Source organism: Burkholderia catarinensis, from assembly GCF_001883705.2.
GTDB lineage: Bacteria > Pseudomonadota > Gammaproteobacteria > Burkholderiales > Burkholderiaceae > Burkholderia > Burkholderia catarinensis.
In genome coordinates this window covers 1-15,093 of the sequence record NZ_MDEQ02000036.1, presented here as the reverse complement: position 1 = coordinate 15,093, position 15,093 = coordinate 1, and the positions used below count along the sequence as shown (strand labels likewise).

Sequence of the window (15,093 nt, the reverse complement as noted above, 5' to 3'; positions counted from 1 at the left end):
GATGCAAGGCGTGGTGTTGGCGTGGGCAAGCGTAACAGTGAATCAAATTCTTGATGATCATTGGAATTTGTCATGGAACTCAAATTTTATCTTTATTGTCTTGCTGATCTTGCACTGATATCGACTTCCCTCGTCTATGGTGTGAAGCTTCTCAAGAAGCGCAACTACCTCCTCGGGTTCGAGTGGCTGGTGGTGACGTTCTCGGCAACGAATTTAATGATCAATGCCTTAACCGGAGAGCATGTCTTTTTCAGCATCTCGCTTTTTTGCGATGCATTTTCCAGAGGCTTTGGCGTACCGGTTATCGCCGTCGCGGGCCTGATGGCTGTTACGCATCGATATAAACCATCGATTGTTGCTGATGTCGTGTATATGGTGGGCGCACTGGCGGGAACCGTTGTTGTGTGGACGGCAGATTTTATGGTCGAACCAAAGCCCTATTTCTATCTGGTGATGTGGTCGATTTTTTCGGTTTACCTCGTTTTCGTTGTCAAGAGGTTGCTGAGCGCTGGAGAGAAGCGTAACGCCGTGAGTGTGATCCTGGCACTGGTATCCACGCAGGCGATTGCAAGCACCTACGACTTCTACCATATACCTGGCGACCACGATCACATGATTTTTTATATATTCGCGTTGTTTTCCTGGTCTTACATGTCCGCTTCGTTGTATTACGCCTACTGTGCGTTGGAGCGCGCACGGGAAAGGGAAGTGCACCTCAATCGAAGTTATACCCTTGGCGCGTTGGAGCGAAATCCGCAGTGATTGCCGTGCCCCCGCCGAAATACCTTTAGCCATTCATGCAGGAGAATAGATGTGGCCACTTTAATCGTGAGTTATCCCGCGGTAGAGGGTGTGGTATTTGACCGCGAGTACTATCTTTCGACCCATGTCTCGCTTGTGCGAGCAGCGTGGGGCGAGTTTGGCCTGCAGTCGGCGGAGGTTCTGTTGCCGGCGTCAGGTCCACAGCCCTTTGCATGCGTAACGGTACTGCGTTTCAGCGACCAGGCTGGAATCGATGCTGCGTTGTCTTCCGCCAGAACAGCCGAAGTGGTCGGCGATGTACCGAACTTCACCCATGTCCAACCGACAATCTTCCGTGCAGGCAACTGACTGAAGCGGCTTGATTTTTTGCGCTGAAGTGAGTGCGGCTTGCGCGTGGCGGAGTGCCGGAGCGTTGTCGCACGCATATCAGGCAATGAGCGCGTTGTTGCTGTCGAGGATGTATCAAACGCTGCATTGCGGGGAGTAAGGGTGACTTCATGGTCAGCCGTCAATGAACGACACCCTTCCAATGACGGACTGAAGGTCAGATGCCAAGTGTCCGCCTGGACACATGCACTCGGCCCTTGATGACAGGGAAACAAGACCTTCGAAGCAGAATGGCGATCGACCGCAGACGGGCCTGAAGCCGGGCGTATCGATTGCTCGAGCGGCCACTCGGGGCTTTGACGCCGGGCGAATTCGCCCGGCAATACGGCCTTCGGCCGTAGGCCGAAGGCTCATGAAACATCCGGCACTAACGCTGCACGGTATCCAGAATATCCAGGCGATTCAATGCAACCGACTTCTGTTTGATTGTGCCAAACGCCGATTCGGTCGCCTCAAGCGTGCGCGCGATGTCTTCGTCGGTGTGGCTCGCCGTGAAGAACATGTTGTGCCACGGGTGGAGATAGACGCCATTTTTAATGACTTCCGAAGTCCACGCCCGGCCACGCGACACGAGCTCGTCGTCACCCGCGAAAAGCATCTGGGGCATGACGCTCGGCCCGGTCTGCTTGAGTTCGAAACCATGACGCTCGGCTTGTTCGGCGATGCCGGCGCGCAGCGTGTCCGCCAACCGCTTGGTGTGTTCGAGGTAGTCCGTCTCTCGTACCAGGCGCAGCGTTTCGATGGCAGCGGCCATTGGCACAGCCGAGAGCCAGTAGGAGCCCGTGACGAAAATATTCGTCGCAGCCTCTCGTGCCTTGTCCGAACCGAGAACCGCGGCGATCGCGTGGCCGCCGCCGATGGCCTTGCCCCAACAACTGAGATCCGGGTGCACGCCCCAGTCCGACCATGAACAATCACGCGACAGGCGCAGCCCCGTACGGACCTCGTCAACGACCAGCAGCGCTTCCTGCTCATCCGCAAGGCGACGGCATTCCTTGGCGTACTCGATCGAGGGGAAAAACTGATCGTAGAGCACTTCGTGCCGGAACGGCGTTGCGTAGATGGCCGCTACGTCACCGTCGACGCTCTTGACAGCGGCATTGAGACTCTCGATATCGTTGTACTCGAAGTAGACGACGTGAGCTCGGTCTTCCTTGGTAATCCCCGTCGTATAGGGCACGTTCCACGGAGACGCACCATGGTACGTGCCTCGCGCAACAAGAATCTTTCGCTTTTCACGATAGGCTCGCGAGATCACCATGGCCATTGAAGTGGCGTCCGAGCCGTTCTTGCAAAACATCGCCCAATCGGCGTGGCTGACCTGTTGAGTGAGCGCCTCGGCGAGTTGAACCATCACCTCGCTGGGACCCGTCGCAGTATCGATCTTCTGCAACTGAAGGGCCGCAGCTTGATCGATCCGATCGTTGCCGTAGCCGAACAGATTCGTGCCGTAACCACACACGTAGTCGATGTACTTATTGCCGTCGACGTCCCAGAGGTAGGTGCCTTTCGCTTTTGCAAAGTACAGCGGGAAATCTTCCGTCAAATACTTGACGCTCTGGTGACCGTACATCCCGCCAGGGATTACCTTTTCGGCTCTTGCGAACCACTCGTCCTTCTTCGCCAGCCTGTCCATGCTCGACTCCTTGTGAAAATTCGTTTTCGGAACATCTGAGGTGCCATCCATTCAATTGACTGAGGCAAATGACCGTGTATTCAGGTGCCCCCAAATTTGAGGAATGCACCGTCTGAAATCTCGCGTCTCGCCGACGGATCGACACGCCGTATAGCCTGTCGCCACGAATGCTGCATCCTTACGTCGCGCGCTTGAACGGCTGTCGTCGTTTCATAGAAGTTGGTCATTTGACCAAGTTGAGTGTCTGAAAATGTCTTCCCGACGGGAATTGGAGTTTTCCACTAGCTCCACGCAGCAGTGGAGCAGCGTCACGTCAGGAATGTCACGGCGAAGGTGGGGTGCAGTCTTTGGTTGTTGACGTTCACCCGGAATGCCCCACCGAGGCCTGTCTTTTGCATCGAAATTTGACCCACGTGATGGAAGTCCGTGCTCAACTCCGGAGCAGGGGTGCAGAGGCGATCACTGTGGGCATGCTGGCCAGGATCCGGCGGTACCTGTCCGGCAGAAGGTTTTGCCGCGCGAGATCGAGTGGCGTGCGGGCATGTTCAGAAACATGGTGCGCATGGCTACACCCGCCGGAAACGATCGAACCGAAGTATCCGAAGCGCTCGAGCCCCTGCGCCATCGACATATTGGCCAACGAACTGTCGAGCCGGCTCAAGACCGAAAACCATCGACCGCAGCGCGAGCAATGCACGACGCGGCTCGTGTTCGACACGATCCGCGCGCAAGGCTACGCCGGTATTTTCGATCTTTCCACATGAACCCTATTGGGTCGAGTCGTAATGCTCGATATGGTACAGAACCATGAATCCCGGGCTTAATACAAGAAGTATCCCGGCAATAAGTGAGATTGCGACAAATAAACGCTTCACCATGATCTCGCTCCTGAGTTTGGTGGGATGCAGTGGAATGTCGATACTCGGCGAGCAGCCCCGGAAGGAAGTGCAGTGCTCGCATTCGCGGGGTGGTAGCCCCATCCGTGTTGCGGGCACTGGCACGTCGTGTCAGACAACTTCGAACAAGCCGGCTGCGCCCATTCCGCCCCCCACGCACATCGACACAACGACGTAGCGCGCGCCGCGTCTTTTGCCTTCGATCAGTGCATGGCTGACCATACGGGCGCCGGTCATCCCGTATGGATGGCCGATCGAAATGCTGCCGCCGTTGACGTTGTACCGGGCCGGATCGATTCCCAGCTTGTCGCGGCAGTACAGTACCTGGCAGGCAAATGCCTCGTTGAGCTCCCACAATCCGATGTCGTCGACTTTCAGGCCATGAAGCTTCAGCAGCTTGGGGATTGCATAGATGGGACCGATGCCCATCTCCTCCGGCGCGTTGCCGACGACGGTCATGCCGCGATAGATACCGAGAGGCGTTGCGCCGATCTGTTCGGCGGTTTTTCCGTTCATCAGAACGCAGGCGCTTGCGCCGTCCGAAAGTTGGCTCGCGTTGCCGGCCGTCACAACCCCGCCGTCAACCACCGGTGCGAGGGAGGCAAGCGATTCGAGCGTCGTGCCGGGACGATTTCCCTCATCCTGCGTGAGCGTGACCTCTTTCCGCGATGTTTTGCCGGTCGCTTTGTCGACGACCAGCATCTGCGTCGTGATCGGGACGATTTCGCTCGAGAAGCGGCCTCCGGCTTGTGCCGCTGCAGTGCGAAGCTGGGAATCGAGCGCGTACTGATCCTGCACGTCCCGGGAGATCCCGTACTTGCGGGCAACGAACTCGGCGGTCTCGAGCATCGGCATGTATGCCGCGGGCTGCACGGCCAGCACGTTGGGGTCCTGGTCGGCGCGCGTCCACTCGAAGTAGCGGGTCTGTACCGCCGAGATGTTTTCCTGGCCGCCCGCAACGACGACCTGCATCCCGTCGCACATGATCTGCTTGGCGGCCGTCGCGATCGCCATCAGGCCGGACGCACATTGCCGGTCAAGCGTTTGCGCGGCGACTGAAGGCGGCAGTCCGGCTGCCAAAACACCCTGTCGGGCGATATTGCCGCCGGCGGTTCCCGCGTTGAGTACCGAACCGATCACGGCGTCCTCGATGCGATCCGGCTCGATGCCGGCACGCAGTACCGCATGCCGGATTGCGTGACCGAGCAGGGTGGGCGAGTGCGTGAGGTTGAGCGCGCCACGATACGCCTTGCCGATCGGCGTGCGTGCGGTGGAAACGATGACAGCATCAGTCATATGGCATCCTAAGAGATAGAGCGACGGCCATGAAATGGAGGCGTCGTGTATGGGTCAGAACCAATGTTCCGGCATGGTCAGAGGGGTTGTTTCCACCGGATTGAGCACGGCGAGCCACGCAGCCACCTTGGGCATTTCCCATCCGAAGAAGTAGTCGCACGCCGCGAGCTTGCCGCGGTGGAAGTCACTTCCGGCAGGGCCGTGCTCGAGCGTGTTGGCCACAATCGCCTGATCGAGCCAAAGCCAGCCGACGACGACATGTCCAAATGCTTCAAGGTAGGCAGCCGCATTCGCCAGCTGGACCTCAGGGTCGTCAAGCTGGTGCAACTTGTCGGTGACGATGCGGATGCGCTCCCACGCGCACTCGAGCGTGCCGGCATGGCGCTGGAGTGTATCGGTCGACCGCGCTCTGGATACCGTTGCGGCGATTTTCCTGTCGAGGGCCGTCATGGCGGCACTGCCGTTTGCACGGGTCTTTCGACCCAGCAGGTCGAGCGCCTGAATGCCGAATGTGCCTTCGTGTATCGGATTGAGCCGGTTGTCGCGATAGAACTGCTCGACGTTGTATTCGCGCGTGTACCCGTAACCACCGTGAACCTGAATGGCGAGATCGTTGGCGGCGAGGCCCCATTGGGACGGCCAGCTCTTGACGACGGGGGTGAGCAGGTCAAGCAGGCAATGTGCCTCGTCGCGGCCGTGGGTGTCTTCCAGCGAATGGATATCGTCGCTGAGACGAGCCGCATACAGACACAATGCCAGCGCGCCGGATACATAAGCCTTCTGTGCCAGCAGCATGCGCCGGACATCGGCATGACGAATGATGGGGGCCTGGCCTGATGCGGGCGATCGGTCACCGCGGGTCCGCCCCTGCAGGCGCGTCTTCGCATAATCGAGCGCGTGCAGGTAGCCCGTATAACCAATCGCGGCGGCGCTGAGGCCGACCGAGATACGCGCCTCGTTCATCATGTGGAACATGTAAGCCAGCCCTTTGCCGGGCTCGCCAACGATCTCTCCGATTGCGCCAGCCTCGCCTTCCGGACGGTAGCGACCCTCGCCGAAATTCAGCAGGCAATTCACGGTGCCGCGGTAACCCATCTTGTGATTGATGCCGGCGAGGACGACGTCGTTTCGCTGCCCTGGCAGCCCGTCGGCGCCGATCAACTTGCGCGGAACCGTGAAGAGCGAGATGCCCTGGATTCCTGGAGGGAGCTGGCCGTTCTCGTCGGGAATCTTCGCCAGCACCAGGTGGACGATATTCTCGGAAATTTCGTGATCGCCACCGGAGATCCACATCTTGTTGCCGAACAGGCGGTAGCGGCCGTCTTGGCTCGGGACCGCACGTGTGCGGATATCGGCAAGACTCGACCCGGCTTGCGGTTCCGACAGGCACATCGTGCCAAAGCATCGACCTTCCGACATGGCCTTGACGTAGTGCTCCACCCGGCACCGTTCGCCGTGGGCCATCAGCAAATTGGCGTTGGCGATGGTGAGAAACGCATAGCCGGCGGTTCCCGGATTGGCTGCAAGCAAATAGGCCATGCCGGCCCGCTCGATGGTGCTCGGCAGGCTCATGCCGTTCCACTCGCCGGGGAAAGAGGCGCTGATCAGGCCGGCGTCCGAAAATGCACGCAATGCGACACCCACTTCCGGGTTGATGGTGACGCGTTCTCCGTCAAAGGCGGGTTCGTTGCTGTCGTTCTTCTTGTTATGAGGTTTGAAGAGATCCGTGGCAAGCGATTCGTAGACATCCAGCACGGACGTGTAGTCGAATCGGTCCTGCCCGGCATACCGTTGCCGGCGAGCAAGGGACTCGACCTGCAGCCAGTCGAAAAGAATGAACTCCACGTCGCGACGGGAGAGGGTGAGTTCGCTAGTCATGGAATCGAGTGAGTGGGTTTATACAACCTTCGCGAGCTTTGGATACCAAAATATTTTGGCAAAGCGATCAATCCCGGGAGCATTGCAGGACGTCATGTGTTGATCGGCATCAGCCACTCCGCCACGAGGGCGGGCTTGTGATGGTTTTCGATTTCCACCACCGGGCCAATGGTCAGCCGGATGCTCGTGGCGTCTCGCTCGGTGATCTGCTTCAACGTGAAGCGCACGCTGTTCAATCCGCAATTGATCGAGTTCTGCTGTCCTTCGACCTCGGGGAGAACGCATCGGAATGCTCCTTCGTATTCGCAGAGGCGATGCGGGCCTTCTTAAGTTCGAGATCGCCCTGGGCAACACCGGATGAAGGAACCGTCTCGCCGCTTCGGTTCGCCACCTCGGCGAGGCGTCGGGCGAGCTGGTGAGCGGCCTGGTCGCCGGTCCCGAGATGGATGCCGGGCGTCAGTGTGATATGTGCGGCCTCGAAGCTGCCCGCGCCTGCGCACAAGACCATCCGATTGGGCGCCTCTTCGCCGGCAAGTACCGCGACCGCGGGGCTGACGGACGCAGGCGACAGCGTGTCGAGGATGTCCGCCGACATCAGGCCTTCGAGCATGCGTGTACCGGCCGTCGGCGCAAGGCAGTTCACGCGAATGTCGTATCGCTCGCCTTCGATGGCCAGTGTCTGCATCAGGCCTACCAGCGCCATCTTCGCGGCACCGTAGTTCGATTGCCCGAAATTGCCGTACAGGCCCGACGACGAGGTCGTCATCACGATGCGGCCGTACCGTCGTTCCCGCATGGTTTCCCATACGGCCTTTGAGCAGATGACCGAGCCCATCAGGTGAACTTCGATCACCGCGCGAAAGTCGTCGAGCGTCATCTTGCTGAAGCTCTTGTCGCGCAGGATGCCGGCATTGTTGACGAGGATATCGACGTGGCCCCAGCGCGAAAGCGCTTGGTCGACCATGTGCCGAACCTGTTCGGAATCGGTAACCGATGCGCAGTTCGCGACCGCCTCGCCGCCGGCAGCGACGATTTCGTCGACGACTCGCTGTGCGGCCGTGGCGGAGCCGCCCCTGCCGTTCACGTCGCTGCCCAGATCGTTGACCACGACTTTTGCCCCCAGCCGGGCAAGCAACAGCGCGTGCTCGCGCCCGAGACCAGCGCCGGCGCCGGTCACGATCGCAACGCGATTCGTCAGGTCAATCTTCATGGGTTGTCTCGTCGGTGGTGATTCTGTAGTGCCTGCGAATGTGCATGGCGTAATCCAGGGGGCATTGCCCCATCCCGGACCGATGCAGGACTCTGGTCCTGGCTTAAAGACCGAGGTGCGTCGCGATATCGTCGTAGTCGACTTGCCACAGGCCTGGCGTACCAGCCGGATATTGCGAGCGGAAGCCGATGATTCGCTGAGCGCGCTTTGACAGGCCTCTCACGATGTCCATGCCCACGATGAAGGGATACGCCTCCTCCGGAGTCAGGTAGGACGGTTGCATCGGCAGCGTGAGCCCGCGTCGGCGCTCGTTCTTCGTCACATTCGCGCCGCCGCCGTGGATCACTTTTCCGCTAAACAGCAAGGCGTCGCCGGCGTCCATCTCGACGGCAATGGTCATTTCGGGCGTACCCTTGCTGTCGAAGTAGTCCTCGTCCCAGTTTTGGCTCCCCGGAATAATTCGGGTGGCACCGTTTTCCTCGGTGAAGCGAGTAAGGGCAATCATGAGGTTTGTAAACACCGTCGGCCCCTTGATTCCGAGAGCGCACAGCGGAGGGAAATTGCCGACATCGCGATGCAGCATTTGTGCGGTGTTGCCCGGGCCGATGTCGATGACCTGCGCGGTCGACAGCCACCAATCGCCGGACTCTTCACGGTACAGCACTTCACCGAGCGCGTGAAAGAGGTCATCGTCCAGCACACCTCCAAAGGTCTTGCTGTGCGTGACCATGTTCGTCAGGCGCTTTGTATATGTGCCGTGGAATTCCTTGATCAATTCATTTTCGTGAGACGACCCCTCGCGAAGCGTTTCGAGCGGACCGTCAACCTCGCGATTGATGTTCGCGACCTGCTCCTGGGTCAGATATCCCTTGATCCGGACTCCGCCGTATTGATTCATGAGCGACACGATCTCTTGTGCGCTGGTCTCCTTGGGGACGGTGGGGATGGAGTCCTGAATGTTCTGAATATTTGCGCTCATTTTTACCTCAAAGTTGTGTGGATTGGTCAATCAAAAGCGGCGTCGCGTTCTGACTCGGGGGTGATCACAACATCAAGTTGAATGTTTGACTTGATCGTTTGACCGGCTATGTCGTGGCTTTGTGCCATACATTCCTTTCACGCTAGCCCACGGAACGTGCGCGTTCTTCCCGCCGTTGTCGCGACATCCGAGTGATCCATGACATGTTCCGGACGCGGCAGACATGGAGCCATTCGCTGAGGCTTCCGGTGAACTGGCGTATTCATGGCGAAGCGGATCAAATGACCAAGTCACATGATCGCAGAAATTATCATGACGTCCATCGACGGTCGATCATGGTTAACCCGTTCGCTATCCGGATGGTGTAGACATTGAAAGAGGAGAGGCCGCTCTGACGTGGATGAGCAGAATGTGATCACTCCCCAAGCTGCGAGACGAAACGAAACGAAACGAGACGAGACGAGGCGTGGACCGGGGGCGACATACGTACAACCGAGGCACGTATTTCGACTTGGGAAGGAAGCTCGTGAGCGAAGCTTGGCCGCTCGGATGGTGTCTACGATTCCTGCAGGGGCGCTGAGCGCGTTGTTGCGATCTCGTTTGCTCTCGAGACAGCGAGACGCAACGCGACAACAGCTTATCCAGGGCGGGACGCCGAATGTACGGCACCGATCATTTTTATAGGAATCCGGATGTTTTGACAGATCGAGATCCGAAGCTGCATGCGGCTGCAGTGCCATGCTCCCACGCCACCTTACCCGTCATGGCGGTGCCGTTTCGAAGCGAGCGGAAAGTTGCCAAACGGGTTCCTGTCAGAACTCGACAGGAACCCGATTGAGGGAAGCGAGGGAAAGAGGGCGCGGGCCGGGATTGACGCGCTGGTCGCGTGAGTTCCGGGAAGCGGTGGCGGCTAGATCAAGATTTCATTTTGCTTTCCAAGGCAACCGGAAGCTGCATGAATCTTGCCACCGTCATGCAAACACATCGGCAACATACCTGCCATGCTCGCGCTCCATCGCGTCAATCCACGCGCTGGCGTTTTCATCGTTCTCGCCAGTTGCATCCTGATAAATGCGCCCCAGCGTGGCACGCGCGGCAGGTGCCATATTCTTTCCATCCCCGCATACATAGACAGTGGCACCTTGCGCAAACAGTGCGGCGATTTTCTCTCGTTCAAGCCAGACTTTGTCTTGAACAAAGCGAGCACCTTCCTCCGGGCGGTTGGAATAAGCCGGCAACACTTCGACCACACCGCAGCGTGCCCATTCGTCGAGTTCATCGCGATAGAGAAAGTCAACGTCAGGGTCATCAATTCCAAAGAAAAGTAACGACGGGCCAACGTTTTCTCCCCGCTGTTTCTGTAAAGCACGCTCTTGCAGAAAACCGCGGAATGGGGCGATACCGGAACCGGCGCAGATCATGATCATCGGAAGATGGGGTTCGACTGGTGGCCGAAAGCGTGCATTCGATGGTCTGACCGCAACGGACAAGCTGTCCCCCGTGTTGAGTCGCGCCAGATACGAAGACGCTACCCCCTCATGACGGCCATTGCCGGAGAGCGCCGGTGCATCGACCACGGCTACCGTCAGCGTCACGTGATCCGCTTTCCAAAGCGGGGACGACGAGATCGAATACTGGCGTGCTTTCAGCGCCGGCAGCATATCGAGGAACTTTTCGAATGACAGATCGACGGATCCGAAGCGTTCGAGCAGATCCATGACGGTGGTCCGCTTTTCCAGAATCTCGCGTTCGAAATCGTCGGCGCTCAGACGCTCAAGCTCGACCTTTTCGGGGGGGCAGCGCGTGGCAGCGGCCAGGCTGGACACTTGTGATCGAGTGGCCGGAACGGCGAGTTCGACATAGCTCGAAAACAGTTCGCCACAGCCAATTGCCTGGCCGAGCGGAAGGCGTGGATTGCTTGACGTTCCTTCAATCACCACCTGCGTGTCCCAGCTCACGCGAAACCGTCGCAGGACGCGATCGACGTTGTTTTTTGAGTTGCGAGGCAGAACGGCCAGGTAATCTCCCGATCGATAGGTCATCGCTTCCGGAAGTTTCAATTCAATGTGCTTTTTAGAACGGCTGCCAGCCACGCTAATATCAACCAGTTCTCTATTGTCGACGATGGATGCATGCGCCATGTCGCCGAAATTGAGTAATTTTTCACGAGTATTCTCGGCGAAACTTACTTTCAATGCGACATCGTTACGTTGAATAACCGAGACTTCCTTCCCGGCGCTAATCGCAAAGCGATTCCACATTTCGGTGTACCAACGGTCAAATTCACCAAAGAAGTCGCCACCGGAATCGAGTTCGCCTCTGAAGTGCACTCTCGTAGCACCGGCCTTCTCGAGCGCTTCATCGACCCGCTTGGGAATCGCCTGGTACGTCCGTGCCCATTGTTTGTTGCCGCACCCGAGAACCGAAAAATGGACGCCGTCCAGCGCACCTTCGTCCAGCGCTTCGACATACGGGACGAATGATCTGGCGTTGTCGGGCGGCTGTCCTTCATAGGAAGCGGTGACGATCACGATTGCAGGATATCCGTCGATTTTTCCTGCGAAGTCGTCGAGGGGCGCGCACGTGGCGTGAAATCCGTGACGACTCGCGTCGCCTGCAATGCGTCTTGCAAAGGATTCGGCGGAGCCCGTATTTCCCCCAAAGAGCACGAGCATATTCGACACATCTTCGCCGGTAGGGATCGACTGAACCGGAGCGACGCTGGGGCTTTGAGCGCTCGAGCGGGTGCGAAGGGCCGTATCGGGAACTTTAAGTGCACCTCGGGCTCGCGGTTTCACGTTCACCCGGAAACCGGCTGGCTTCAGCGTAAGCGTTTCGGCGACGTCCAGCTCGTAGTCCGGATCCGCGAAAGAGAAATCGAATCGCTGAAGCAGCATGATCAGGACGAGATGGGCTTCCTGCATGGCAAAAGGACGGCCGATACAGGCACGTGCACCATTGCCGAAAGGTTTCCATGAATTGGGCGGGAGTTGCTCCGCATTCTCCGGGGCAAATCGCTCCGGACGAAACGCCTCGACGTCCTCGCCCCAGACGCTCACATCCCGATGCAACATGGGAGTCAAGATCATGATGATGTCGTCGGGAGAAACGGCATATTTCCCGCCGAACGTGGTGTCGGCGAGCGGTTTCACGGCGAATCCCGGCGCTGTCGGCCAGATTCGCAACGTCTCCATGAGGATTTGTTCGATGTAGCGCAGTCGTGCGAGATGCTCGATCCGCGGTGTCTCGCTGCCAACAACCTCGTCGACCATGTCCCGTGCTTTTTGCAGGATGTCCGGGTTTTTGAGGAGGAAATAGGTGGCAAAGGACAGGAGCCCGCTTGTCGTTTCATGTCCGGCGATGAGAAATGTAATCATCTGGAAGACGATGTTCTCATCATCCAGTTTTTCTCCCGTTACCGGATCGACGCCATTCAGCATTCGGTCCAACAGGTCCATCGACTCTTCGTTGACGTGCGGGTTCTTCCGCCGGTCTTCGATCATTTTGGTCGCGAGCGATCGCATGACTTCGATGTCCGCGTCGAACTTTCGACTGCGATTGACCATCAGCTTCGACACAAGCTTTGGCCGCAGTTCGCGCTTTCCCGCCTCGCTGAGGGTGTTGACCATGGCATCGACGAACGGATGCTGGTCTTCACGGTAGAAGCTGTTGAAACGACAATCGAACGCACAAAGGGCAATCGTATCGAGCGTCAGCCGCGTCATGTGATCGGACACATCGACCGGCGTCTCCGGGCCGAACCGCTCCCAATGGAGAAACATCTGGTCGGCGATGTCGACCATCTTGTCGAACATCGACCAGATACTGAGCGGACCGAACGCCTGCATCAGCACACGATGCGCCTTGGCCCAGTTCGGTTCGTCACCGAATGCCGTAAATAACCCGTCCCCGATCGCGGGTCTAAGTTCGAGCAGCGATTGGTGTACACACTTCTGAAATCGGCTTTCATCACACGCTTCATCCACAAGCGCTTGTCCGCTGACAACGTAGTAACCTTGGCCGAACACCTCGAACCAATAGACCGGCCCGTAAGTTCGTGCGAGATCCATCATCTTTGCAAGCGGCGACGGCCCGAGAACCTCCATCAGATGACCGATGATGGGTTTCAGGGGCGGCTGGGGGGCGAGGGCGGAGGATTTCATTTCAATAACCTTTCACGAGGGGCATGTCAGAACATCGCATCTCAATCTATTGAACAAATGTAAAATAGACAAAATGACGTGTCCAGAGCTTTTTATGCCACCTGATGTAAGCCCTAATCCTGCCGATCCTCGCTTTCAGCGGAGTTACGATTCCCTTGTCCGTGCCGTGACCGAGCTGCTCGACGAGGCGCCCCTGAACAAACTCAGCATTGCTCAACTGGTGCAGCGCGCTGGCGTTGCTCGCCCCACGTTCTATCAACACTTTCCCGACCTCCAGGCGGCCGCTCAGCGGGCGGCGTTGGTGAGGCTCGACAGTGCTTTCACGTTCGTCGAGGAGCAAGGCAAGCTGCTGAACCCGCCGAACGTCGCCTTCGTCGAGTCAATGGAAGTGGAAACTGCGCTGATTCTTGAGCATCTGTATGCCCATCAGTCTTTCTATCTGACCGTATTCAACGACGCGGCGACATCGGCGTTTTTTGATGATCTGGTGACGTTCGTCGCCGGCCGCATCCTTCCACCCTATGAAGGGGTTCGCACGGAAGCAGAGCAGGATTGCTTGACGGTGCTTGGTGGTGGATTGGTTTGGGCGGTAGTGCACTGGCTTCGCCAGGGCACCACGCGCGAGACCCCGGAGGTCATGGCGAAGCGAATGGCCAAGACATCGGTGACGATCCTCGACGCTTTCGGTCTTACTACCGGGTTCGCACAGGCGGATTCGAATTAGCTGCAGGGGAGGCGCGGGAAGCGGTCAAGTTGCTCGACTTGCGCCGCTCAAGTGCCGAATCGAACGTTCGTCGATGGTGTTGCATGCGAACGTGCCGCACGTCGTCTTTTGCAACGGCACTAGCCTACAGTCACTTATCTATGCCGTTGGTCACAAGTTTCGATCGGCATGATTTTCGACTGGTGATGTAGTTTGCATTGCTTGACATATGCATGTTTGACGCACCGCACACGTGTCGAACGTATGCGTTGTCGCGCAAGCGAAAGGTGCAGCGGTGTGACGGTCAATGCGGCGCTGCCGGGACCGACGCTGTCGGACGGGTTCGGCTCGATGGTCGAGTCCGCGGCGCGCAAGCAGGGGCGCTCGGATAGCGTCTACGATTCCTGCAGGGGCGTTGAGCGCGTTGTTGCGATCTCGTTTGCTCTCGAGACGACCAGACGCGACGCGACAACAGCTTCTCCAGGGCGGGACGCTGAATGCGCGGACAGAGTTGGCGCATCGCGGCGATGGCAACCACCCGGCGGATGCTTGAGCTCCCAGCGCATGAGAGCTGCGACGACACGTGTATCCCTGTGCCGTCGTTTTTTTGTACCTCGTTATAGACGACTGGTCTAATATAATCAACAAGCATGGCAACGGGCCGGTTTTCCGTCCTGGCATATCCCGGCGAACAATGCGTGGTGCTCGGCCCCGTCCGTTGTCGCGGGACCAGCCGGATACGCGGTTGTCCGCCGCCGTCACGCCGCGAGGCGTTCAGAAAATACGAAATCCATCCTCATGACATTTGACTCAATTCACATGCCGTACCTCACGCGGCGCGTCCTGCTTGCGGCCGCGCTGGCCACGCTGCCGTTCGGCGCAGCCATTGCGCAGCCGGCGACGAGCGATGTAGCGGTTGAGGCCGCGTCGCCGCACGTGACCGAGCGTCAGGCGGCCGATCGCAGCGTCGGCGCACTTGAACAGGTCTTCTCGTTTACCGGCGCGATGCCGACGGGCGTCGCGGTTGACCCGCACTCGCGGCGGATCTTCGTCAACTTCCCGCGCTGGGGCGACGACGTGCCGTACACGGTCGGCGAAATCGTCGGCGACAAGGTGGTCGCGTACCCGGATGCGCAGACGAATCGCGCGGCGACGGATTCGCCCGCGGGGCATTTCATTAGCG

The 15,093-nt window shown here is 58.5% G+C and carries 11 protein-coding genes and 1 pseudogene; 5 read left to right on the top strand and 7 right to left on the bottom strand.

Translation table 11 applies throughout. The features are described 5' to 3' along the window. Positions 1–72 precede the first annotated feature (72 nt). A complete protein-coding gene (locus BFF94_RS33875; protein ID WP_128841937.1) occupies positions 73–762 on the top strand; it encodes a hypothetical protein in 690 nt (229 codons plus the stop codon). Between the two features lie 51 nt (positions 763–813). Continuing rightward, complete coding sequence (locus BFF94_RS33870) at positions 814–1,110, top strand: EthD family reductase (protein WP_128841938.1); 297 nt, start codon at positions 814–816, stop codon at positions 1,108–1,110. 406 nt (positions 1,111–1,516) lie between these two features. On the opposite strand, the gene BFF94_RS33865 is transcribed toward BFF94_RS33870, so the two are convergent. After that, positions 1,517–2,785: an aminotransferase class III-fold pyridoxal phosphate-dependent enzyme gene (locus BFF94_RS33865; protein WP_128841939.1), complete on the bottom strand. Its 1,269-nt coding sequence runs from the start codon at positions 2,783–2,785 to the stop codon at positions 1,517–1,519. A gap of 470 nt (positions 2,786–3,255) precedes the next feature. On the opposite strand from BFF94_RS33865, the gene BFF94_RS33860 reads away from it, so the two are divergent. Continuing rightward, positions 3,256–3,549 carry a hypothetical protein gene (locus BFF94_RS33860; RefSeq protein WP_128841940.1) on the top strand — a complete coding sequence of 98 codons (294 nt, stop codon included), beginning with the start codon at positions 3,256–3,258 and terminating at the stop codon, positions 3,547–3,549. A gap of 243 nt (positions 3,550–3,792) precedes the next feature. Here BFF94_RS33860 and BFF94_RS33855 read toward each other — a convergent pair whose 3' ends face one another. From BFF94_RS33855 to BFF94_RS33835, 6 genes are all read right to left on the bottom strand, one after another. Next, the gene (locus tag BFF94_RS33855) at positions 3,793–4,977 is read right to left on the bottom strand and encodes an acetyl-CoA C-acyltransferase (RefSeq protein WP_128841941.1); all 1,185 of its coding nucleotides are present in this window, start codon (positions 4,975–4,977) and stop codon (positions 3,793–3,795) included. A 54-nt stretch (positions 4,978–5,031) separates the two neighbouring features. After that, positions 5,032–6,855 carry an acyl-CoA dehydrogenase gene (locus BFF94_RS33850; RefSeq protein ID WP_128841942.1) on the bottom strand — a complete coding sequence of 608 codons (1,824 nt, stop codon included), beginning with the start codon at positions 6,853–6,855 and terminating at the stop codon, positions 5,032–5,034. 92 nt (positions 6,856–6,947) lie between these two features. Next, entirely contained in the window at positions 6,948–7,082 is a 135-nt protein-coding gene (locus tag BFF94_RS38255; protein ID WP_281426430.1) for a hotdog family protein, read from the bottom strand. A gap of 5 nt (positions 7,083–7,087) precedes the next feature. Continuing rightward, a complete protein-coding gene (locus BFF94_RS33845; RefSeq protein WP_128841943.1) occupies positions 7,088–8,065 on the bottom strand; it encodes an SDR family NAD(P)-dependent oxidoreductase in 978 nt (325 codons plus the stop codon). Positions 8,066–8,168: 103 nt separating this feature from the next. Further along, positions 8,169–9,044 carry a phytanoyl-CoA dioxygenase family protein gene (locus BFF94_RS33840; protein WP_128841944.1) on the bottom strand — a complete coding sequence of 292 codons (876 nt, stop codon included), beginning with the start codon at positions 9,042–9,044 and terminating at the stop codon, positions 8,169–8,171. 971 nt (positions 9,045–10,015) lie between these two features. Then, positions 10,016–13,207, bottom strand: a complete 3,192-nt coding sequence (locus tag BFF94_RS33835) for a bifunctional cytochrome P450/NADPH--P450 reductase (RefSeq protein WP_219140336.1) — start codon at positions 13,205–13,207, stop codon at positions 10,016–10,018. Between the two features lie 166 nt (positions 13,208–13,373). On the opposite strand from BFF94_RS33835, the gene BFF94_RS33830 reads away from it, so the two are divergent. Together BFF94_RS33830 and BFF94_RS33825 are read left to right on the top strand one after the other, a co-directional pair. Continuing rightward, entirely contained in the window at positions 13,374–13,931 is a 558-nt protein-coding gene (locus BFF94_RS33830) for a TetR/AcrR family transcriptional regulator (RefSeq protein ID WP_246637475.1), read from the top strand. A gap of 777 nt (positions 13,932–14,708) precedes the next feature. Then, positions 14,709–15,093: pseudogene (locus tag BFF94_RS33825) on the top strand (L-dopachrome tautomerase-related protein); the annotation flags it as partial.